Source organism: Stutzerimonas stutzeri (assembly GCF_024448715.1).
GTDB lineage: Bacteria > Pseudomonadota > Gammaproteobacteria > Pseudomonadales > Pseudomonadaceae > Stutzerimonas > Stutzerimonas stutzeri_AR.
Genome location: NZ_JAMOHZ010000012.1, coordinates 45,632 through 65,685, shown reverse-complemented (window position 1 = coordinate 65,685; position 20,054 = coordinate 45,632). Strand labels below are relative to the sequence as shown.

The following is a 20,054-nucleotide window of genomic DNA, read 5'->3' as shown; positions in this document are numbered from 1 at the left end:
CCGTCTGAGTTCGCATGGCCGGCCAAGAGGGGTTTGACATGACCTGTAACGACCGCGGCATCATCTTCAACGCCACCTTGCGTGACAGCGAGCAGAGCCCTGGTGCCTCCAGGGTTTGCGAAGAAAAGCTGCGCATCGCCAAGACTCTTGAGCGCCTGAAAGTGCAGGTCGATGCCAACGCTCATCCACAGGTGGCCGGGGTTTGATTACTGAAAGCCGGCGTCGGGCATTTCTCGATGCCATGCAAATCACGACTTGGCTGCCTCGAACCGAGTTGCCGTTCGCCGCGCCGTCGCGGCCGGAGTTACTGCGACTAGTAAAACCCGAGTTTGCCCCGGTAGCCGCACCTGTGGGTCCCAGCGTTGCTGAACCTGCAACATCGCCCTCCACACCGCTCACGCCAGCAACTTTGCCTAAAACGGCTACCGATGCCGCTCGCCCCCGTATCGCCATGCCCGAGCCGAAGAAGGAGGCCAAAAAATCGGGCGATGCGGAAACCTCCGCAGCGGAGCAAAAGGTAGCCGTGCCGCCGCCACGCTTCGCCCTGCAATTGCTGCGTGCCGGCAATTGCCTGTTGCTGGTAGAGCTGCCTACAGGCGAGTCGTTCCAGCGCCGCGACCCCGCCTATTTGCTGCTCAAGGACCTGCTGCGCGCCGCCAAGTTGCCGGATACCCCGCAGCAAGTCGGTGATGGCGAGCCGATCCGCTGGCCACTACTACATCGCGGTAGCCTTGATCAGGGCGCCGAAGCCGCGCGTGATTACGTTCAGGGCGTTGTGACTGCGGAACTGGAAGAAATGGGCTGCGCCTGTCTCTGGCTGGTCGGCCTGCCAGCGCTGCGCTTTGCTGGCGAAGTGGAGACAGACGCCTATTACCGCGAGCTGCATATCGAAGGCATCGGTCACGCCCTGGCCATGCCGGGGCTTGAGCAGTTGATGGAACAGTCAAGCAGCAAGGCAGAGCTATGGAAGGCGATGCGCCGCAGCATGTCGCGCTGGGTTATTGGTTTATGAGTAGCGCTTCATGAGTGATGCAGTCAGTTTTCGTCCCATGACCGCGGCGGATATCGAGACAGTTCTGAAAATCGAATATGCAGCCTTCAGTCATCCTTGGACCCGAGGCATCTTCACTGATGCGCTGACCGCCTACGAATGCTGGGTGATGTTCGAAGGCAGCCAGCAGGTCGGCCACGGCGTTATTAACGTCATTCTTGACGAAGCGCACCTGCTTAACATTACCGTCAAGCCGCAGAGCCAGGGTCGCGGGCTCGGTTTACGGCTGCTCGAACACCTGATGCAACGGGCGCACGAACGCGGCGGGCGTGAGTGCTTTCTCGAAGTTCGCGCTAGCAATACCACAGCGTATCGACTTTACGAGCGTTACGGTTTCAATGAAGTTGGCCGTCGCCGCGCCTACTATCCTTCTGCCGACGGGCGCGAGGATGCGCTCGTAATGGCTTGCACTCTGCTGGATTGAACCGGTCGAGGCGAGGCGCGCTTCCAGGGTGATAGTCGGAGCACGCCTTGGAAGTAGGACGTTAAATCTCCAGCCTACGAGCGGCGGGTAGCTGCACGATTGAACGATGGGTTTCGCTCAGTTCAGCACCTCATGATCACTGTCCTATGGAAGTCGGCAAGCCATAGATGCAGTTATTGCCCCGGCGCCTTGTCCCGCCCCGAGTCTAACGGCGCATCTCCTTCAAGCTCGTTATCGTCCATCACGTCGTCGTTCTCGTGTAGCACCGCATCGCCGCCACCCAGGCCGGTATCCGGGTCGCCTTTGGCTGGGCCATCCCAGGGCTTGCCGTCCAAAGGGTCGTAGCGGGCTTGTTCCGCCTCGTCGAGATCCACGTCGGCCCCGATGTCATGCTCGGAAACGTTGCTCAAATCCTGATCGGCTGGGCCGCCATGGCCGCGTTCGTGGGGCCAACGCGCGCCGTCTTCTTGGATCAACGTTTCCGGCGCCAAATCATCCATGGTGGTCTGGCCGCCCGGGACTTCGCCAGTGCTCATGCCTGCTTCGGCCACCCGCTCGGGCGGGAACTCGTTCTCGACCTCTTCGGCCGGTACCTCATCACCGATACGGCCTTTACGGTCGTCGCGACGCTGGTCGAAATCGAGCTGCTCGATAGAGCCCATGCGGTCCTCGGTATCGTCGATTTCCGTCGAGGTATAGGACTTGTGATCGTTCATGACAACCTCCTGCGTGAACTACGGTCTTGCAGGTTGTGACCCAGTAGCGATGTGAAGATTCAGGCTGACCGCTGGCCGGTTCGGGCTTTATGAACCAAGCTGCTATGGGTGTCCTTGTTAGCCCCTAAGCGCTTGTGGTCATACAAAAAGCGCGAACCACCACCGTTGATCCGGAGTCTCAGGGAGCATGAGCAAACAAAACGACCGACCCGGGCTAGAGGTCCGGCACTGCGCTTTTTTCTTCGATGTCGACGGAACGCTGGCAGACATACAGCCTCGTCCTGAACTCGTTTTCATTCCCCCTCGTTCGCTGGCGGCGTTAGAGCGTCTGCACCTCAGCGAGATACCCGTAGCGGTCATTTCCGGTCGGCCGCTGAGCCAGCTAGACGATCTTCTCGCTCCACTGCGCCTTCCCGCTGCTGGCGTGCACGGCGCCGAGCGGCGTACGGCTGCGGGCGAAACGCTGCAACCGGCCCTCGACCGCAATATCTTCGACGCCATTCAGCATGAGCTCGCGCAGGCATGCGCCGAGCATCCTGGCCTGTTGCTGGAAAACAAGGGCGTCGCCTTCGCTCTGCATTTCCGCCTCGTTCCCGAACTGGAAGAGACAGCCCGCGCCCTAGCCGAAGCATTCGTTGGACGCTATGGCGACGTACTGGCTTTGCAGCCGGGCAAGTGCGTGTTTGAGTTGAAACCGCGTGGCGCGAACAAGGGCGAGGTGATTCGAACCTTCATGCAAGAGGCTCCGTTCAAAGGACGTATGCCGGTGTTCGTAGGGGATGACCTGACCGATGAAGCCGGCTTCAAGGTGGTAAATGAGCTGGGTGGGTTGACCATCAAAGTCGGCAGCGGGACGACCGAAGCGATGCAGCGTCTAGATTCCGTAGAAGCGGTAGGCGATTGGCTCGATGGTCTGCTCAGCGCTCTGTTCGAGCAGCCCGAACACCTAATAAAACCAGATCGAAGCGAGAACTGCCCATGAGCCGACTAGTAGTGGTTTCCAACCGAGTAGCGCCGATCAAGGCGGGGAAGGTCGCTGCTGGCGGGCTTGCAGTTGGTGTTTATGATGCGTTGCGCCAGGCCGGTGGGATCTGGTTTGGCTGGAGCGGCGACGTAAGCAGCACCCCGCACACTAACACCGAGACCGTTGGCAACATCACCTACGTTACGCTAGGGCTGACCAAGCAGGACTACGATCAATACTACCGCGGCTTCTCCAACGCCACGCTTTGGCCGATCTTTCATTACCGCATCGATCTGGCCCGCTACAACCGGCAAGAGTACGAAGGGTACAGACGGGTCAACGCCATGCTGGCGGAGAAGCTCAAGCCGTTGCTCAAGCCCGACGACATTATCTGGATCCACGACTACCACCTGATTCCCTTCGCTGAAGCCTGCCGTCAACTGGGTATCCGCAACCGCATCGGCTTCTTTCTGCATATCCCGTTTCCGCCGCCGGAAATCCTCACCGTTATCCCGCCGCACAACGAACTGCTAAAGACGCTCTGCTTCTACGACCTCATCGGCTTCCAGACCGAAACCGATCGTCTCGCCTTTCAGGACTACATGACCCGTGAAGTACGCGGCATCTTGGAGCCCGATGGAAGCCTGACAGCCTACGGGCAGAACTTCCGCGCCGGGGTCTATCCGATCGGCGTCGTCCCGGATGAAATTCAAGACCTCGCCGAATCCTACAAGGGTCGGCGCAAGCCCATGCGGCGTACTACCGATGTGGCGCGCAAGAAAATCATCAGTGTCGACCGCCTGGATTATTCCAAAGGTTTGGTGGAGCGGTTCAAGGCGTACGAGGCCTTTCTCGAGCGTTATCCAGAGCACCGTCGTGAGGTCGAATTCATCCAGATCGCGCCCACGTCCCGCTCCGATGTGAAGACCTACCAGCACATCCGTCAGCAACTGGAAAGCGCGGCGGGCCACATCAACGGCTGGCTTTCCGATCTTGACTGGACACCCCTGCATTACCTCAACAAGAGCCATGATCGACGCGTGCTGATGGGTCTGTTCCGCAATGCCGACATCGGTTTCGTCACGCCGTTGCGCGACGGCATGAACCTAGTCGCCAAGGAATACGTCGCCTCGCAGGACCCGGAAGACCCCGGCGTACTTGTGCTGTCGCGCTTCGCCGGCGCCGCGCGCGAGCTGACCTCGGCGCTGATCGTCAACCCCTACGACTGTATCGGCATGGCCGAAGCGCTCGACCGCGCGCTGCGCATGTCGCTCACCGAACGCAAGGATCGCTACGAGCACATGATGCGTGCCATACGCGCCGCAGACCTCGACGCCTGGCGCGACAACTTTCTGCGCGACTTGCGCGCATTCTCTTCTCGGCCCAGAGCGGAGGTGCAGTCGAACCCGCTGTTCACCGTCTGATGCTGTGACGTCCCGGTCTGCGCTCTTGTCAAAACGTGGGCCGGTTCGTAACGTGCGTGTCGGAAAGAAAAGGGCGGAACAGAAATGAACGACGATCTTAATCAGCTATTCGAGAACAATGCGCGCTGGGCCGAGGCTATCAAGGAGGAAGATCCCACGTTCTTCGAAAAGCTGGCCAAGCAGCAGGTGCCGGAATATCTCTGGATCGGCTGTTCCGATGCGCGGGTGCCGGCCAATGAAATCGTCGGCATGCTGCCAGGGGATCTCTTCGTACACCGCAACGTTGCCAACGTCGTGTTGCATACCGACCTCAACTGCCTCTCGGTTATCCAGTATGCAGTCGATGTGCTCCAGGTGAAGCACATTCTGGTCACCGGTCATTACGGTTGCGGTGGTGTGCGCGCGTCGATGCGCGACGACCAGCTCGGCCTGATCGACGGCTGGCTGCGCACCATTCGCGACCTTTATTACGAGCACCGCGACCACATCGCCACCTTCCCGACCGAGGAAGCGCAGGTCGACCGCTTGTGCGAACTCAACGTCGTTCAGCAGGTTGCCAACGTCAGTCACACCAGCATCGTCCAGAACGCCTGGCACCGCGGGCAGCCGTTGTCCGTGCATGGCTGTATCTATGGCATCAAGGATGGTATCTGGAAAAATTTGAACGTTACTATCAGCGGCGCCGAACAGGTTCCTTCGCAATACCGCCTCCGTCCACGTCGTCCGGTCTGATGGCGAATCGTCACGGATGGGCCTTTGCTGGCCTGCTGCTTGCCGTGCTTTGCTGGAGCGGCAATGCATTAGTGGCCCGCGCCTTCCATGAGGCGATCCCGCCGCTGACTTTGTCGTTCTGGCGCTGGGTTTTGGCGACCTGCTTGCTGCTGCCCTTCGTCGGGCGCTCTATCTGGGCTCATCGCGCAGCCTTGCGTGCTGCAGGCTGGCGCTTGCCGATCGTCGCCGCGCTGGGCATCAGCAGCTACAACTCCTTGCTGTATTCCGCCGCGCAGAGCACCGAAGCCATCAACCTCACGCTGGTAAACACCTGTCTGCCGCTGTTCACCTTTATCGGTGGCGGGTTGCTGCTGAATGAATGGCCCGCACGGCGCGCGTGGTTCGGCATGGCCATTGCGGCAGGCGGGCTGATGTATCTGATCAGTCGCGGCAGTTGGGAAGCTTTTACCAGTCTGTCATTCCAGACCGGCGACCTGATCATGCTCGTAGCGGTGCTGGTATGGGCGCTGTACACCTTGCTGCTGCGACGCTGGGCTGCTTATTTGCGATTGCCGCCGCTAACACTGCTAGGCGTGCTGATGCTGATCGGCATGCCGCTGATCCTGCCGTTCTACCTGTTCGAACTCAGCCACGTTGGCGGCTTCGCCCTCACTCCGATCAACCTAGCAGTCATCGGTTACACCGCCATTTTTGCCTCGCTAGTTGCCTACCTGTCATGGAACCACGGCGTCAAAACTGTTGGCGCGGCCAAGGCGGCGATGGCGACCTACCTCATGCCTGTCTTCACTGCAATTCTCGGCTGGCTGGTGCTAGGCGAGGGGCTGCAGACGTTTCACTGGATCGGCGGTGGGCTGATTTTCGCCGGCCTTCTCCTGGCGACCCGCCCGACGACGCGTGCTGCGATTCGCTAGAGTTACTACTGAAAGGCGGAAAAAGCCCCGCGCCTGCGGGGCTTTTTCTTAACGCTTATGGTTGTCGGGATTGTCCTCGTCGCTGCCATTCATGTGTGTGCGTGTCGGCGCTATGGCTGGCTGGGTACGTGTCGTGTGCTCCGACGGGGCCAGCCGGCTTGCCGACAGTGCGATCAGCGCAATACCTGCGTTCGATACGCCTTGGCCAGCTGACGGGCCAACACAATGAAGTTCTGCAGAGCTGGGGACTGATTGAAGCTGCGGCAAATCAGCGTCAATGGCGCGACCAGGCGGGGGCGGGCGCCAAGGATGCGGCGATAGACGACGCTTTCGCTGTGAATGTCGCGCATCGAAGCAGGGACCACGGAAACGCCTTCGCCGGCGGCGACCAGACTCACGTTGGTCAGCATCCGCTCGACCTCGAACGCTACGTGCGGCTCGAAGCCGGCCGCCCGACAGGCCCGTAGCAGATTGGCATACATCCCCGGCGCACCGGGGCGGCGAACGAGGATGAAGGGCTCGTCACGTATCGCCTGCAGTTCGATCGCATCGGGATGATCGGCCAGCGTCGGATGGCCGACCGGCAATACCATCAGCAGTTCTTCCATCAGCAGGCGATGAAATTCGATGCCGTCTGGCCGGCTGACTGGGGCACGAAGGATGCCGACGTCCAATTGGCCGGCCATGGCGCGTTCGGTCAGGCGGCCGGCATTGCCTTCGTTCAGGGTGATCGCCACGGCCGGGTACTGTTCGCGAAAGGCGCGGATGATGCGCGGGATCAGCGGGTGCGCTGCGGCAGAGGAAGTGAAGCCGATCGCTAGCGTGCCCTCGACGCCTTTGGCTACGCGCGCGGCCCGGCGTGAGCCCTCCTGCACGCGCGCGAGGATGGACTTCGCCTCATCCAAGAAAACCGCGCCGCCGGTGGTCAGGTCGACCCCTTTGGGATGTCGCTTGAACAGGTCGAACCCCAGCTCGTCTTCCAGCGCACGGATCTGTTGGCTCAGTGGCGGCTGCTGCATGTTCAGCCGGGCGGCGGCGCGGGTGAAATGCTTCTCCTCGGCGACCATGACGAAATAGCGGAGATGGCGAAGTTCCATATAAGGGACAGTCCTGGCGGGGCGGCGGTCAGTGTGCAGGTCGCAGATGTGCGCTGATGGGTTAGGATACGAAGGCACTGAAGCGACAAAAACAACAATATTGCGCGAAGGCCCATGATCTTAGCCAAGCTGGCCAGGAACGACACTGCATTGATCTTGATCGCGATTGCCCTGGGCATATCGCTCGGCATCGTGCAGCCCGAATTGGCGACCCGAATGAAGCCGCTCAGCGACGCGTTTCTTGGCGTCATTGGTCATGCGGTGCCGCTGGTAATGTTCGTATTGGTCGCGTCCGCTGTGGCCGGATTTGGCGAGCGCGGCCAACGCACTCGTTGCGCTGGACGCGTGGTTGCATACTTCTTTCTGATGGCCGTGCTGTCGCTCATCACCGGTGCGGTGGTAGCCATGTTGCTAGTGCCTGGCGTCGGTGGTGATGCGCTTGCTGCGTCGCCCGTCGTGCAATCGAATAACGAGTTGACTGCAGCTATTGCTACTAGCCTGGCGCAGTTCTTCAGCCATACCCTGATTCTTCCTGTTCTGTTTGCGGCGCTGGTGTTTGGCCTGGGGCTGGGCTACGCCGGTGACGCGGGCGAGCCTTTGCGACGCAGGCTGGACGTGTTGGTCGAATGGTTGTTGCGTGCGCTGCGTTTGGTGCTCCGGTTCGCGCCGCTGGCCGCCTTTGGTGCGATGGCTTACACCGTGGGCCGCTATGGACCGGCATCCGCCTGGCCGCTGCTTAAATTCGTCGGGACCGTCTACCTCGCCGCTCTGGTGTTCGTTGTCCTGGTGTTGGGCGTGGCGGCTCGCTGTGTCGGCTTCGGGCTGTTTCGCCTGATTGCGTACATCAAAGCCGAGCTGTGCCTGGTGGCCTTTACTGGCGCTTCGGTAGCGGCCGTGCCGGGGCTGATCGAGAAACTGGAGCGGGCCGGCTGTGGAAAGCAGTTGGTGCGGCTTGTACTCAGCACCGGCTATACATTCAACCTCACCGGTTCGAACCTTTACGTGACCTGCGCCTTCGTATTCCTGGCGCAGCTTGCGGGTGTAACGCTGGACGGCACACAGCTGCTGATGTTGCTACTCGTGTCGCTGCTAACGTCGCTGGGTTCGACCAGCGCGGCAGGCTCGGCATTTCTTACATTGACGGCCACGCTCGGTGTATTGAATTGGGTACCGCTGGAAGGGCTGGGTATTTTGCTCGGCGTCGAGCGGTTGATGAAGTGTCGCTCGCTGACCAATGTGATCGGCAATAGCCTGGCCTGCGTGGCGATTTCAGCGTGGAGCGGTGCGCTGGATCGAAAGGCGCTGCGCGAGGCTTTGGTACCTCATCGACAGCCAACGCTTCCCGGCGCGGTGGCCGGGAAGCGTTAGGGCTCAGTTCTTCACGAGCGCATTGAATGCCTTGTCCAGCGTCGCTTCGGCCTTGGCAATTCGGTCACGGCGATTGTCCGTCCAATGCTGATCGCCGGCCAACGCCTGGTTGGCTTCATCAAGCATGCGCTTGACCTCCGCCGGCTGCGGGCCGCCGGTGCCGACACGGGTCTTGACCATGTTCTGCGGTGACAACGTGGCGCGGAACGCCGATTCGCTCAGCGGCAACTCGCGGGTCTTCCAGTCGTACTTCTCTGCAGCCTTGGTGAACAGCCGCTGCGCCTCGGCGTAGGGGAAGTTCGCCGGCACGAAGCCTTCCTTGCGCGCATGGCCTACCACCGCCGAGGCGAAGCTGTGACCGATACGGAAGGGCACCTTGTGCTCGCGCTCCAGGGTATCGGCCAGCTCCATCGAAGTGGTCCATTCCGCTTCCAGTTCTTCCAGCGCACGCTCCGGATTGATCACCAACGCGTCCACCACCTTGCTCGTGCGGACGAACATCTCGTGCGCACTATCGAACAGCCCGAGGCCGTCGAAGGCGAACTTGTAGTCCGTCATCCCAGTAGTCACGTTGTGCGCGCGCAGCGTGACGGTATGCGCGAGACCAACCACGTCCGAGGCCGACTCCCGCGCCCGCATGATCAGGCCGGGATTGCGCTTTTGCGGCATGGCACTGCTGGTGTAGGTCGAACCTTCTTCAAGCAACATCCACGGGCGGATCTGATGGTACTGGGTGTGAATGTCACCGAGCATCGCGCCAATGCGGATCGCCGAAGACGAAGCGATCCCTGCCGCCTCGATGGGAATGTCGTAAGTCGACACCTGCCCTGCATCCAGCGAGTTTTCGCGTACCTCATCGAAGCCGAGCAACTCGGCCAGCCGCTCGCGGTTGAGTGGCCAGCCGGAGTTGGCCAGTACCGCCGTGCCCATCGGACTGCGGTTCAGGCGTTCATACAGCTCGCGGATGCGCTGGGCGTCGCGCTCGAAAGCTGCCTCGTAAGCCAGCAAATAATGCGCATAGGTGATCGGCTGCGCCTGCACGCCGTTGGTGTACGCCGGAATCAGCGTATCAACGTTGTCTTTCGCCAGTTCCAGCAGTTTCGCGCGGGTATCGTTCATCGCATCGGTGTAATCCAGCAACTGGCTGCGCAGCGTGGCGAGGCGATAGGTGGCGTACATGTCCTGACGGCTGCGGCCGGAGTGGATCAGCGAAGCTTGCGGGCCTATCTCGTCGATCATGATCCGCTCGATCTGCAGCACGTCACTGGGCTTCTTGCCGTCGGGTTTGCCGGCCTGATCGATGACGTGTTTAACGCCGCGGGCGATCTCACGGCCTTGTTGTTGGCTGATGATCTTTTCTTCCGTCAACATGACGACGGACGCCTTGTTGATCCGGTTGACCCAGGTGAACTGGTCGTCGTGCTTACCTTGCTTGGCACCGGCACGATCGACCGTGGCGCCGATCTTCGCCGCCTCGGCCGCGCATTCAGCGGTGGTGCGGCAGGGCAGGTCGGCAGTGTCTGCAGCCTGTACGGACAAGTGGCTGGCGCTGAGCGCGAATGCTACGGCCAGGGAAAGCAGAGTCTTTTGCATGATCATGGTGAATCTCCTGTTTAGCGAAACCGTCACCCGTGCGAGCGACGGGATGGCATGGGGCGGAATCGTTACAGCAGCGGCAGCGTGTAGCTGAGGATGAAGCGGGTCTGATCGATGTCGTTACCCGTGCTTCGGTAGGTCCCGTTGCGCAGCTTCACGCCGAAGTTTTTCAGCGCGCCTTGCTGGAACACGTATGCGATATCGGTATCGCGCTCCCACTCGTGGCCGTCGCGTCCGCCAGGGCCGTCGAAGTTGTCGCCACGCAGATAACGCGTCATGAAGCTCAGGCCGGGAATGCCCATGGCGGAGAAGTCATAGTCGTAACGCACCTGCCAGGATCTCTCGCCAGGGCTGGCGAAGTCCGGCGAAATCATCACGTAGTTGACCAGATACGAGTTGGTGCCATTGATGTGCGGGAAGCCCGTCTCGCCACTCATTTTCTGGTACGCCGCGCCGAACGCGTGGCCGCCGAGCTGGTAAGTGAACTTGGCGCCGAAGGCATCGTTGTCGACGTTGGTGTTACCCGCCTCGGTAGAGCGGGCGAAGCGCAGATCGCTCTTGATAGCCTGGTCTTCACCCAGCGGCAGTACATGCAACAGGTTGAAGATGTGCTGTTTGTAGTTCTGATCTAGATGACCGTAGTGGTAGCCCGTGGTCAGATTCTTGTTCCAGCGGTAGCTGGCGCTGGCGAAATCGAACTGATCGCTGGGTTGCCCGCCGCTGATGCCTTTGCCCGCTACCAGCATGTCGTCGTTGGCAGCGGAGTTTCGCAGGCTGTTCTGGGTCAGGCGGCCCGCGTTGAGCGTTAGTCCGTCGATTTCTCGCGAAGTCAGCAGCCCGCCGCGGAAGGTTTGCGGCAATAGGCGTGAATCGTTAGGCAACACCGTGGGCAGTTTCGGCAACAGAGTGCCAACTCGCAGCGTAGTTTTAGAATAACGAGCCTTTGCGGCCGCGCCAAGCTGGCTGTATTCGTCCGGCGCCTTGTCGTCACCCACCGGTAACAGCCCCGTATTCTGCCGCTCCGGCCCCGAGTCGAGTTTTACGCCGAGCAGTCCGATCGCATCGATTCCGAAACCCACCGGACCCTCGGTGAAACCGGACTCGTAATTGAGCAGAAACCCCTGTGCCCACTCGTCGCGCTTCGACTGATTGGCGCCTTCCTGACGGTAGTCGGCATTGTGGTAGAAGTTGCGCAGTTCCAGCGTCGCCTTGCTGTCCGCAAGGAATTCCGCCATGACCACACCGGGCAAACCCGCACCCAGCGCAGCAACCGCAATCGCCGCAGCGAGCGGCTTCGGTGACTTGAGCATCACTGTCTCCTGTTTATTTTTATTGGAGGTCGACGCTGCCGGCGCAGAACCGGCAGCGTCTGGAGTGATGCTAATCACCAACGGTTGGGATTAAAAATATATAGATTGTCTGATATGGATATCTATCAGATATGGCTACTTGAACGATGTGGTTCCCTGTTCTACCAGATGAAGCACTCCCGCATCGGATATCCGAATAACTCAGCGCTTGCTATTGGCGCTGACCATGCGGCCCTTCATGGCCTCTTGCTTGACGATGTATTCGCCTACCAGCGGACGGCTCTGCAGGTAGTGCTCGGTGGTCTTGTGGTAAGTGAAGGCCGATTCGTCGCGGTACAGCTCGTAGAGATACACCAGATCAGGATCATTCACATCCTGCACGACATCGAACACCAGGCAATCCGGCTCGTTCTGCACCGAAGCGGCGGCGTTGATGCGCATGGCCTCCATGAATTGAGCGAACGAGCCAGGCTTGAGCTGCGTTTTCAAAATGAGACAGTACATAAGCACCCTATTTTGTTTTATGGTTGTGCCTTGATTGTATACAAAAAAGGATCAAGCCATGCCAACCCGTCCCGGTCGCCTGAATGGCCTGCGTCACCTGGCGCTTACCGCCCCGAATCTAGAAGAGTGCGAACGTTTCTATGTCGACGTGCTGGGCATGGAAGTGCTCAACCGCGCCAGCAAAGACCTCGTCTACCTGACCTGCGGCAACGACAACCTCTCCCTGGGCCGCGCCCAGGAAAAAAGCAGCGGCGTCCAGGCGATGGATCACTACGGCTTTATCGTCGACAGCCTGGAAGAATTGCACGCCTGGTACGAATACCTGAAAGCGCAAGGCGTAACCCTGCTGGACCGCCCCTTCGCCCACAGCGACGGCGCTCATAGCTTTCATATGCTTGATCCGGGCGGTAATACGGTTCAGCCGCTTTACCACCCGGCGATATCGGGGCAGCGTTTGCGTTGATGTGAGCAGAGGCAAGGTTTGTAGCTGAGTTGGCCGGGTGGCTGTGGATTCAGAAAATATCCAGCGTTATCGATCCGGCAGTGCGGAAGCCGACTTCCGGTCAGGTGCGGGCCATAGACGCGCTGCCAACTCCTTCTAAACTCAGCGCAGGTCATCTCCTCGCATCCTGTCGCGCCGGTCAACCTGCCTTAAGGAATTATGCGTGGATGTTGTGCATGCCGGTGCCTCTGCTGGCACCTACTTATAGTTAGGTAGATCATGAGCATCTGGGTGCATTGCGAGACCGGAGAGGCCCCGTCTATCGGAGAAATTGCCGGATTGCGTTGCCGATTCTGTGACAGTCGCCTTGTTCAAGTACAAATTGAAGACCGCTGGGCCGGAATCTCAAATGAAATCTATGAATTGCACAGGGATACTGTACTTGAGATGGCCAAAATTCATGGTGATTTCATGTTCAGGGAGATGGAGCTACTACATGAGCCAGATGAGAGGGAAGCATACATTTCCACGTGCCCCCTGTGCGGTTGGTGGCACGTATCTAAGGAAATCTATCTTTGCACCAAGAATCAGATTTGGTTTGTCGAGTTCGGCACGAGTGCACTCCTTTACAGATTCAACACGGTTGACATAACAATCCCGGCTGAAGAGGTGCGCCAATACTTAGCGGCAAAATATGAGAGTCGTTTTTACGTGCATCCACGTCGATTCGAGGAGGTAGTCGCAAGTGTTTTCTCAAGTCACGGCTTCACGTCGGAGGTGACGTCCTATTCAGGAGATGGGGGAGTCGACGTAATCCTCCGCGACGTGCTCGATCGTCCGATAGCCGTCCAAGTGAAGCGATCCAAGGGTGTAATTGAGGTGGCCTCGATTCGCGAGCTGCTCGGAGCTATGGTTCTGAAAGGCTTCACTAAAGGGGCCTTTGTCACAACATCTACATTTCAGGCAGGCGGTCGAGAAGCTGTGAAGAATGCATCAGCTCGGGGCCTCGCCCTAGAGCTGATTGACGGTACGCGCTTTTTAAGCAGCCTCCGAATCGCCCAGCTAGCAGATTTCCTTCGGTATCCGCGACTCCTTCAGGACGATGTACTGGCTTCACTAAAGCTCCGACTAGGCAATGAATACCACTGCAATTCCCTTTAAGGACAAAGCACCTACGTATTTCAACATCAGTGGCCAATGGCTGCCTAGCCGATAGCTGACGTGACGTTAAATCCCCCGATGCTTGTGTAGCCCCGCTCCAACCGCAGAGAGCGTCTATTTGACGGAACCTTGGGGCCGGGTGAGAAAGGGAGCGGACGTTTCTTTTTGATGCTATGCGCTCGATTGAAGGTGCGGCAGTGGTTTACCCCTGCTTCCCCGTCCACGGCACAACAATATGCACATCCTCAACCAGCAGCTGCGCCGCCACCATCCAAATCACCGCACCACTCAGCCCCAACGACAGATGCCCAACCACGATGCCGATGACGGTCTGTTTCCACAGCCCGGCATGCTGGTTGGCTTGGGTAGCGGCGGGGCGGTAGGGCGTTTCGCGCTCGGCGCGGAGGTTGTCGAAGTCGTCTCTCATGATGCGCGCTCGGTGGGGTTGGCTAAACGGCGGGCACAAAAAGAGGTTCAGCTTTCGCTGAACCCTTTTTGATTTGGTGGCTACGCAGGGACTTGAACCCCGGACCCCAGCATTATGAATCACCTGCATTGGGCATAGTAATCCTGAAACCTCCATATAATCGGCTTACAGACGGCTCGATTTCCGCATTAAACCAGTGTGTTCCGACAAAAGCTCCTTCCGCAGTCACTGTCGAAATAGCCATCCTCAGGCTTCCTCTTCAGGCTGCTTCGCTCGCTCTGCCTTGCTGGCCAAGCCTTTTTCGATCTGCTGCTCTTTTGCTAGTAATTCGCTAGCTCGTTGCCTCTCAAGAATATCCGCGAGCTTAGAAACACCGGGTATCTTTGACAGCTTATCTAGCGCCTGCCCAAGCTTCGCGCCTTTTTCTATGGCATCCATTACTGGATGATCCGCGTTGTTATAATCAGAGATCAGCTTTCCAGGATTCTCTGAGCTTGTATCGAGCAGGTTGTAAAGCAGCTTCGTCCTTAACGCCTGCGATAACTCACCGTCTGTTTCATCTATCTGTCGCGACAAGCCCTCAAAAGTTTTGCTGAGAACTTCTTTGTGCGTATATTCCTCAACAAGCCGCTTAGATAATTTAATCTTCTTACTGGTAGAGTAAGCCAGCCACAACAAGGGAGCATACAAAGGGAATATGCTTAAGGTTAACCGCGGGAGTTCCAGCAGCGTTTCTTGTAGAGTTCTCCCTTGATACAGTAATACCATGCCCGCCGCGAACGGTATTAGCGAGCACAAAACCAGATACAGTATCGACTTTCTAAAGTCAGAGCTAAATTTCTTGCCCTCTGCTATTTCTGCCACTCTTTTCTCAGAATAAGCCGAGCTCAAACCTGCAGTCATAGCTGCTGGCAGTAAAGCCTTTATTTGGCCAAGTATGTACTCGTGCGACTCTTTCCAACCTTTTAGGTTCTTGCCAAATTCATCGTCATTTTCTTTTAATTTATCCTTTAACTGCTGCTTTACCTCAGATTGAAAAATTACCGTGTTCTTTTTGATTCCCTCAATATCAGCCTTGGTTTTCTCAAATGCCGCCTCCAATTCCTGAACCATCCCAGGAACTTTGACTGTTTCTCCTGTATCCTCATCAACCTCTTCAGTTCCAAAGACTTGATAATACAATGTGTCTAGTTCATTCTTCCTTTTTGTTATGTTGTTGTATATTGCGCTGATCTTGTTCGCGCTGTCCTCGCTTGAGGTCGATAGTTCGGCTAGGTTTGAAATCTTTTGGGAGAGCTCATCTTGATTCTCAAAAAGGGCCTCAATGGTCTCACTTTTTTCTGTTATCTCATCGATGCTATCTTTTAGAGAGTCTATCTGATCGAGGCGGGCCTTTATTGCCGCAACCTGTCGATCACATTCACTTCTTACCGCCTCGATGGTGCTCGCTGCTTTCTGCACCTCCGCAACGTAGCCGTCTGTTAACTCTTTATTTCTTTCCGCCTTGTTCTTAAATTCACTAGTTTTTCTAGATGCCTGCCTGGCGTCCTTCTCAGCTTCAGGTGTCTTTTTGTCGACATACTCGCGCAGTGAATTAATTTCAGAAATTACGCCATTATCAATTTGTTCTTTCAGCGAGGTGATTTCTTTCCACAGCTTTTTCCGCTCGTCTTCAAGGTACACTAATTCGTCCATTTTATTGTTCTCGCGGCAGATCTGTTGAAAAGCAAAGGCGATAGCGTTTAATTATGAATGTAAGTGTACCCATCGGCATCGTTATTCCTTACCATGTTCTTTCCCGTAACCCTTCCGTGCACTCCTTTACGTCATCATCAATGACGTTCCCAGGCTTAATGCAGTCCTTCATGGTGCGCCGAACCCCGCGATTTGCTTCGCGCTCGCGTCGGTCTTGGGATATGAGGTTGGCTCGTGCGGCTTCGCCCATGGGGCCTTTGGAGCCAGCGAAGAATTCGTTCACCAGCTCCTGCACACCTTTGCCGTAGGCTTCTGCAGCAGGTCGCATCGCATCACCGACTTGGGTGGCAAAGGGTTTTGATTCGTCAGCGAGGGCAGGGCTTGAGGCTAACGCCAGCGCCAGTAAAGTCCGTTTCATTGATCCTCTCCGTTCCTTCGGGCGTACCAGCGCCTAGCTACTTTCTGTGTGATCGCTATCCCGCGTTTGGATTGGCCAAGTTTCGATTGGCCTCGTCGTGGTCGGGGCTACTGTGGCCATTCTCTAGTAGCACATCGCCATTAATCAACCACCAGCGGTACCGGGGGAAGTCCCTCCGGGGATCTCAATTTCGTTCGCTCCGATCCGTGCTTTACCTCTTTTGATGTTCTGCCATCGGACATAGTCCGTGCTGCCAGCCTCGGCCAACGCTTTAACGAAAAGGGGACAGATTTATTTTCTCGGACGTGGCCTCCTGCTCAAACGCAGAAACCATATCATCCCCGATGTTCCCCTGCCCACGGCATCACAATCTGCAAATCGCCAACAAGCAGTTGCGCCGCAACCATCCAGACCACAGCACCAATCAACCCCAACGACAGATGCCCGACCACGATCCCAATGGTGATCTGCTTCCAGAGCCCTGCGTATTGTTTGGGTGGGGTAGCAGCGGCGGTACGGTAGGGCAGTTCGCGCTCGGCGCGGATGTTGTCGAAGTCGTCTCTCATGGTGCGCTCTCGGTGCGGTTGGCTAAACGGCGGGCACAAAAAAAAGGGTTCAGCTTTCGCTGAACCCTTTTTTGAATTTGGTGGCTACGCAGGGACTTGAACCCCGGACCCCAGCATTATGAATCACTTGAGTTGCCGCAGTCTGCTACAGAAAAGTCCATAAATTATGGTGTTACAGCTTCTCTTACCCATAGTAAACCACAGCTTTCCAAAGATGTTTCCGTTTGTAGTCACCCGCGCATCCTGCTTATCTGGCTCTTTCCTTTTCAATGTCATGTAAGATTTTTGAAAGATTATCCTTTGCTCTAGATATCATACTTTGCTTCGAGTGAGTCTCACCTGTGTTTTCAATTCTTTCTATCGTTCGAAGCATTGCTTTGCAAGAGTGCTCAAGCTTAACTCTATTTTTTATTGAAAGACCATTAAAGAAGCGCTCGTAAAATTCCAGATACAACTGAACTTGTCTGAATTTATAAGGATCATTTTTTATTCTGGATAGGAGACTGTTTGCCTGCTCAAAGGCGTTATAAGCAACATTTGGGTCTTGCTCAAGTTTTATAGATTTTTTTAAATACAATCTTGCCTGTTGTGTGTCAATGTGTTCAGTATGATAGTTATCTCTAAGTTCTGCTATCGAGTATGCTTGGTCGAAGTTACTTTGCGCTTTGCCAAAGTCATCAAAAGCCAGGCAGGCCATTCCATACTGGAGCCAGTAGTGGGGGTCCTTTTTCAACCAGGGTAGTGTTGTTTTTAGTGACTCATAATAGTGTTTTAGAGTGTTCAGCTTATTGGCATCAGGAAGAATACTTTCAACGCTTGAAAAACGCAGGGTGGCTTTAAATATGTGCTCTAGAGTGGAGTCGCCACTTCTATACTTGTCAAGATTTTTAGCTATTAATTGAAGCTGTGCTGAAACATAGCTCGGGCTGAAGTGGTTTTGTATAAGGGAGAGACAGAATAAGCTTGACTTAGAAATCACCTTTGTGGCGTTGAGCTTGAACAACTCTTTGAATCCCGGATCTGACCGCAGTCCAGAATGGTAGATTTCGTTATTTCCAGCAACTTCTGAAATCGTGCTAAAGTTATTGTTTGAGCCTAATGTCTCTATAAAGGCGATTGCAAAAATTGTATCCTTGTAGCTTTTTTTCTCCAACAAATTCTTTAAGAGTGCAGAAACTCTATTTTTCATTTGCGGTGCTTTTAGAAGAGTTAAAAGCGCTAATGAAAATTGCAAATTGTTTTCTTTTTGTAGGAAACGAAGCTTCCTTTCTTTAGATAGCCCAGCTTTATCGCCCCACAGGCCAACATGATCAATGATTTCTACAAAGTCCGAGGACTCTTGAGCCGTCAGTATATCGGTGCTGATCTCTGCGTACTGAAAGTCAATCTCACCAAGATTCTCCCTGTTTCGCTCGTGTTCAGAATCACGAGCAGCAGCAATGATTATAATTTTTTCTGGCTTCGTCAGCGCATGATGCGCTAATAGATGTATGTATCTTGAATAATCATCGATAATTATAACGCAAGTGCGTGGTTGCTTTGCTAGGATATCCATTTCCCCCGCACAATCACCTTCAGGATCGATGACTTCATAAACATCTATTGAGTTACTACTTAGATATGGCTTCAACTCTTGCAGTATAATACTTTTCCCATTACCGAAAGCTCCAGTAATTATTGTATTTTGCCCGGATCTTACGAAGCCAGCTATTTGCTCTAGATTTTCTCGCACAACTAGATAATGAGACTCTTCGTCATTAAGAACGGCATTTTCAATCAAGCTTAAATCGTGATGACCAAACAGCAGCGATGATTCGATCTCGGCATCGCGAGGAGATCGTATGGTCTTATTGAATTCATATTTTCCGATAGATCGCAATGGCAGATCTTCGTTTTCTTCAAGCGCTCTAGGATTTTTATTTATTAGCTCGGCAAATCCTTCGATACCTATAGGTAGGACATGGCCAAAGTTTGAGAGTGTAAATATTGTCTTGCTGCTTGGCTCGGGTCTAGTGATGAAGTAGGTCTTTTCTTTTAGGTACTCATTTTCATAAAGAACTTTTTGGATATCAATATCGTAGAGTGAATACCCTGCAAATACAATTGCCGCTGCCCGCTCTAAATCCTTTTTGAAAAAATAGTTCCATGGCGATTTAAGAAATGAATCAGGGCTTATGTAAGATGACGCAGAAAGCTTAAATGAGTCATTCAATGTTTCATCGGTAAGATTGTTTATTGAGCCATTTAAATGGATGCATAAACTTTCCCTTTTGTAGTACTCCGCGGCATTGTAATCGATGTCAATACACTCTGTTACCTTTCCTAGTTTTGCCCTAGAGGTTTCTATGCTTTGATCGTAATTTGTAGTATAGAATCTTCGCCAAGGAATTGAACATATAGTATCAACATCAGGCGGTGTTTTTATTATGGTGAATTCTTTTTTGAGTAACTCAATCAACCCGCTAGAGCCAAATTTTTTGATGTGGTAATCGGAGGCGTATCTAAGATCATCATCCTCTTCGATACTGCATCTCCTACAAATTGCAGCAGCTAGATCTTTTGCAAGCAGCAATTCACCACCATCTACTTTCGTGCACTTTTTTGAGAACCCGGCACCAGTAAATAATATTGCGGTACCGCTTGATAGCCTATCTAGCAACTCATCAGTATCGACCCCGGACTGGGGGACTTGTAGCCTTTTAAGGAAATTAATATCCACATATACTCCTTGTGCATTTTCTAGTAGCGCACTTTGAATTTATTTTTACGTAAGTTTTGATAATTATCTTATTCGTTATAGGAAAAATTTTTATGGCGTGAGCTCTTGCATTTATGGAAGTAGCCTTTGGCGCCTCATAAAAGCGGTGCTCACCATTCTTTAGATCTAAGTCCATTAATGCATTCGTTAACATCGCATCAATGACGTTCCCAGGCTTGATGCATTCCTTCATGGTGCGACGAACCTCGCGATTGGCTGCGCGTTCTCGTTGATCTTGGGCTTTGAGGTTGGCTCTGGCTGCATCGCCAAGCGGGCCTTTGCTGGCACCAGCCATGTATTCGTTTACCAGCCGGTTCATGGTCCTGCCGTAAGCTTCGGCTGCTGGCCGCATTGCTTCACCAACCTGGGTGGCGATTGGCTTAGATTCTTCTGCGAGGCGGGGCTTGCGGCTAGGGCCAGTGCCAACAGCATCCTTTTCATTGGTCTTCTCCATCCCTTCGGGCGTACCAGCGCCTAGCTACTTTATGAG

General features: G+C 55.2%; 21 protein-coding genes. 10 read left to right on the top strand and 11 right to left on the bottom strand.

All coding sequences use genetic code 11. The features are described from left to right. Nucleotides 1-38 precede the first annotated feature (38 nt). From NAV33_RS20615 to rimI, 3 genes are read left to right on the top strand one after another with little or no spacing between them, the layout of a single operon-like run. Nucleotides 39-206: a hypothetical protein gene (locus tag NAV33_RS20615; protein ID WP_255983573.1), complete on the top strand. Its 168-nt coding sequence runs from the start codon at nt 39-41 to the stop codon at nt 204-206. Continuing rightward, nucleotides 203-1,012 carry an energy transducer TonB gene (locus NAV33_RS20610; RefSeq protein ID WP_255983571.1) on the top strand — a complete coding sequence of 270 codons (810 nt, stop codon included), beginning with the start codon at nt 203-205 and terminating at the stop codon, nt 1,010-1,012. Before NAV33_RS20615 ends, NAV33_RS20610 begins: the two co-directional genes overlap by 4 nt. Nucleotides 1,013-1,022: 10 nt before the next feature. Beyond that, a complete protein-coding gene (gene rimI / locus NAV33_RS20605) occupies nt 1,023-1,475 on the top strand; it encodes a ribosomal protein S18-alanine N-acetyltransferase (RefSeq protein ID WP_255983569.1) in 453 nt (150 codons plus the stop codon). Nucleotides 1,476-1,648: 173 nt separating this feature from the next. Here the strand turns inward: rimI and NAV33_RS20600 are convergent, their stop codons facing one another. Further along, nucleotides 1,649-2,191 carry a hypothetical protein gene (locus NAV33_RS20600; protein ID WP_255983567.1) on the bottom strand — a complete coding sequence of 181 codons (543 nt, stop codon included), beginning with the start codon at nt 2,189-2,191 and terminating at the stop codon, nt 1,649-1,651. A 187-nt stretch (nt 2,192-2,378) separates the two neighbouring features. Between NAV33_RS20600 and otsB the strand changes: the two genes are divergently transcribed. The 4 genes from otsB to NAV33_RS20580 all read left to right on the top strand — a co-directional run bounded on the left by otsB (nt 2,379) and on the right by NAV33_RS20580 (nt 6,222). Continuing rightward, complete coding sequence (gene otsB / locus NAV33_RS20595) at nt 2,379-3,173, top strand: trehalose-phosphatase (protein WP_255983565.1); 795 nt, start codon at nt 2,379-2,381, stop codon at nt 3,171-3,173. Continuing rightward, nucleotides 3,170-4,579: an alpha,alpha-trehalose-phosphate synthase (UDP-forming) gene (gene otsA / locus NAV33_RS20590; RefSeq protein ID WP_255983563.1), complete on the top strand. Its 1,410-nt coding sequence runs from the start codon at nt 3,170-3,172 to the stop codon at nt 4,577-4,579. Before otsB ends, otsA begins: the two co-directional genes overlap by 4 nt. 84 nt (nt 4,580-4,663) lie before the next feature. Continuing rightward, nucleotides 4,664-5,311 carry a carbonate dehydratase gene (gene can, locus NAV33_RS20585; protein WP_255983561.1) on the top strand — a complete coding sequence of 216 codons (648 nt, stop codon included), beginning with the start codon at nt 4,664-4,666 and terminating at the stop codon, nt 5,309-5,311. Further along, a complete protein-coding gene (locus tag NAV33_RS20580; protein ID WP_255983559.1) occupies nt 5,311-6,222 on the top strand; it encodes a DMT family transporter in 912 nt (303 codons plus the stop codon). Before can ends, NAV33_RS20580 begins: the two co-directional genes overlap by 1 nt. 173 nt (nt 6,223-6,395) lie before the next feature. Here NAV33_RS20580 and NAV33_RS20575 read toward each other — a convergent pair whose 3' ends face one another. After that, nucleotides 6,396-7,319 (bottom strand): LysR substrate-binding domain-containing protein, encoded by a 924-nt coding sequence (locus NAV33_RS20575; RefSeq protein ID WP_255983557.1) that lies wholly within the window; start codon nt 7,317-7,319, stop codon nt 6,396-6,398. A gap of 114 nt (nt 7,320-7,433) precedes the next feature. Here NAV33_RS20575 and NAV33_RS20570 point away from each other — a divergent pair, with 114 nt between their 5' ends. After that, entirely contained in the window at nt 7,434-8,687 is a 1,254-nt protein-coding gene (locus tag NAV33_RS20570) for a cation:dicarboxylate symporter family transporter (protein ID WP_255983555.1), read from the top strand. A gap of 3 nt (nt 8,688-8,690) precedes the next feature. On the opposite strand, the gene NAV33_RS20565 is transcribed toward NAV33_RS20570, so the two are convergent. The 3 genes from NAV33_RS20565 to NAV33_RS20555 all read right to left on the bottom strand — a co-directional run bounded on the left by NAV33_RS20565 (nt 8,691) and on the right by NAV33_RS20555 (nt 12,097). Then, nucleotides 8,691-10,286: an argininosuccinate lyase gene (locus tag NAV33_RS20565; RefSeq protein ID WP_255983553.1), complete on the bottom strand. Its 1,596-nt coding sequence runs from the start codon at nt 10,284-10,286 to the stop codon at nt 8,691-8,693. A gap of 65 nt (nt 10,287-10,351) precedes the next feature. Continuing rightward, complete coding sequence (locus NAV33_RS20560; protein ID WP_255983551.1) at nt 10,352-11,593, bottom strand: OprD family porin; 1,242 nt, start codon at nt 11,591-11,593, stop codon at nt 10,352-10,354. 201 nt (nt 11,594-11,794) lie between these two features. Further along, nucleotides 11,795-12,097 carry a putative quinol monooxygenase gene (locus NAV33_RS20555; protein ID WP_255983549.1) on the bottom strand — a complete coding sequence of 101 codons (303 nt, stop codon included), beginning with the start codon at nt 12,095-12,097 and terminating at the stop codon, nt 11,795-11,797. Between the two features lie 58 nt (nt 12,098-12,155). On the opposite strand from NAV33_RS20555, the gene NAV33_RS20550 reads away from it, so the two are divergent. Then, the gene (locus tag NAV33_RS20550) at nt 12,156-12,560 is read left to right on the top strand and encodes a VOC family protein (RefSeq protein ID WP_255983547.1); all 405 of its coding nucleotides are present in this window, start codon (nt 12,156-12,158) and stop codon (nt 12,558-12,560) included. Between the two features lie 258 nt (nt 12,561-12,818). Beyond that, complete coding sequence (locus NAV33_RS20545) at nt 12,819-13,700, top strand: restriction endonuclease (RefSeq protein WP_255983546.1); 882 nt, start codon at nt 12,819-12,821, stop codon at nt 13,698-13,700. Nucleotides 13,701-13,902: 202 nt separating this feature from the next. On the opposite strand, the gene NAV33_RS20540 is transcribed toward NAV33_RS20545, so the two are convergent. The 6 genes from NAV33_RS20540 to NAV33_RS20515 form a co-directional block, all read right to left on the bottom strand. Further along, nucleotides 13,903-14,127, bottom strand: coding sequence for a hypothetical protein (locus tag NAV33_RS20540; protein ID WP_255983544.1), 225 nt, complete (start codon nt 14,125-14,127; stop codon nt 13,903-13,905). Nucleotides 14,128-14,373: 246 nt separating this feature from the next. Continuing rightward, complete coding sequence (locus NAV33_RS20535; RefSeq protein WP_255983542.1) at nt 14,374-15,822, bottom strand: hypothetical protein; 1,449 nt, start codon at nt 15,820-15,822, stop codon at nt 14,374-14,376. A gap of 88 nt (nt 15,823-15,910) precedes the next feature. Continuing rightward, nucleotides 15,911-16,240 carry a hypothetical protein gene (locus tag NAV33_RS20530; protein ID WP_255983540.1) on the bottom strand — a complete coding sequence of 110 codons (330 nt, stop codon included), beginning with the start codon at nt 16,238-16,240 and terminating at the stop codon, nt 15,911-15,913. 335 nt (nt 16,241-16,575) lie between these two features. Further along, a complete protein-coding gene (locus tag NAV33_RS20525) occupies nt 16,576-16,806 on the bottom strand; it encodes a hypothetical protein (RefSeq protein WP_255983538.1) in 231 nt (76 codons plus the stop codon). Between the two features lie 247 nt (nt 16,807-17,053). Beyond that, a complete protein-coding gene (locus NAV33_RS20520) occupies nt 17,054-19,525 on the bottom strand; it encodes an SIR2 family protein (protein ID WP_255983536.1) in 2,472 nt (823 codons plus the stop codon). Beyond that, nucleotides 19,515-20,018, bottom strand: coding sequence for a hypothetical protein (locus tag NAV33_RS20515; protein WP_255983534.1), 504 nt, complete (start codon nt 20,016-20,018; stop codon nt 19,515-19,517). The genes NAV33_RS20520 and NAV33_RS20515 overlap by 11 nt, the downstream gene beginning before the upstream one ends. Nucleotides 20,019-20,054 lie beyond the last annotated feature (36 nt).

What these genes read in the sequence shown, in the direction of transcription:
- NAV33_RS20615 (WP_255983573.1), top strand. Translation starts at nt 39, where the DNA reads ATGACCTGTAACGACCGCGGCATCATCTTCAACGCCACCTTGCGTGAC.
- rimI (WP_255983569.1), top strand. Translation starts at nt 1,023, where the DNA reads ATGAGTGATGCAGTCAGTTTTCGTCCCATGACCGCGGCGGATATCGAG.
- NAV33_RS20600 (WP_255983567.1), bottom strand. Translation starts at nt 2,191, where the DNA reads ATGAACGATCACAAGTCCTATACCTCGACGGAAATCGACGATACCGAG.
- otsB (WP_255983565.1), top strand. Translation starts at nt 2,379, where the DNA reads ATGAGCAAACAAAACGACCGACCCGGGCTAGAGGTCCGGCACTGCGCT.
- otsA (WP_255983563.1), top strand. Translation starts at nt 3,170, where the DNA reads ATGAGCCGACTAGTAGTGGTTTCCAACCGAGTAGCGCCGATCAAGGCG.
- can (WP_255983561.1), top strand. Translation starts at nt 4,664, where the DNA reads ATGAACGACGATCTTAATCAGCTATTCGAGAACAATGCGCGCTGGGCC.
- NAV33_RS20580 (WP_255983559.1), top strand. Translation starts at nt 5,311, where the DNA reads ATGGCGAATCGTCACGGATGGGCCTTTGCTGGCCTGCTGCTTGCCGTG.
- NAV33_RS20575 (WP_255983557.1), bottom strand. Translation starts at nt 7,319, where the DNA reads ATGGAACTTCGCCATCTCCGCTATTTCGTCATGGTCGCCGAGGAGAAG.
- NAV33_RS20570 (WP_255983555.1), top strand. Translation starts at nt 7,434, where the DNA reads ATGATCTTAGCCAAGCTGGCCAGGAACGACACTGCATTGATCTTGATC.
- NAV33_RS20565 (WP_255983553.1), bottom strand. Translation starts at nt 10,286, where the DNA reads ATGATCATGCAAAAGACTCTGCTTTCCCTGGCCGTAGCATTCGCGCTC.
- NAV33_RS20560 (WP_255983551.1), bottom strand. Translation starts at nt 11,593, where the DNA reads ATGCTCAAGTCACCGAAGCCGCTCGCTGCGGCGATTGCGGTTGCTGCG.
- NAV33_RS20555 (WP_255983549.1), bottom strand. Translation starts at nt 12,097, where the DNA reads ATGTACTGTCTCATTTTGAAAACGCAGCTCAAGCCTGGCTCGTTCGCT.
- NAV33_RS20550 (WP_255983547.1), top strand. Translation starts at nt 12,156, where the DNA reads ATGCCAACCCGTCCCGGTCGCCTGAATGGCCTGCGTCACCTGGCGCTT.
- NAV33_RS20545 (WP_255983546.1), top strand. Translation starts at nt 12,819, where the DNA reads ATGAGCATCTGGGTGCATTGCGAGACCGGAGAGGCCCCGTCTATCGGA.
- NAV33_RS20540 (WP_255983544.1), bottom strand. Translation starts at nt 14,127, where the DNA reads ATGAGAGACGACTTCGACAACCTCCGCGCCGAGCGCGAAACGCCCTAC.
- NAV33_RS20535 (WP_255983542.1), bottom strand. Translation starts at nt 15,822, where the DNA reads ATGGACGAATTAGTGTACCTTGAAGACGAGCGGAAAAAGCTGTGGAAA.
- NAV33_RS20530 (WP_255983540.1), bottom strand. Translation starts at nt 16,240, where the DNA reads ATGAAACGGACTTTACTGGCGCTGGCGTTAGCCTCAAGCCCTGCCCTC.
- NAV33_RS20525 (WP_255983538.1), bottom strand. Translation starts at nt 16,806, where the DNA reads ATGAGAGACGACTTCGACAACATCCGCGCCGAGCGCGAACTGCCCTAC.
- NAV33_RS20515 (WP_255983534.1), bottom strand. Translation starts at nt 20,018, where the DNA reads ATGGAGAAGACCAATGAAAAGGATGCTGTTGGCACTGGCCCTAGCCGC.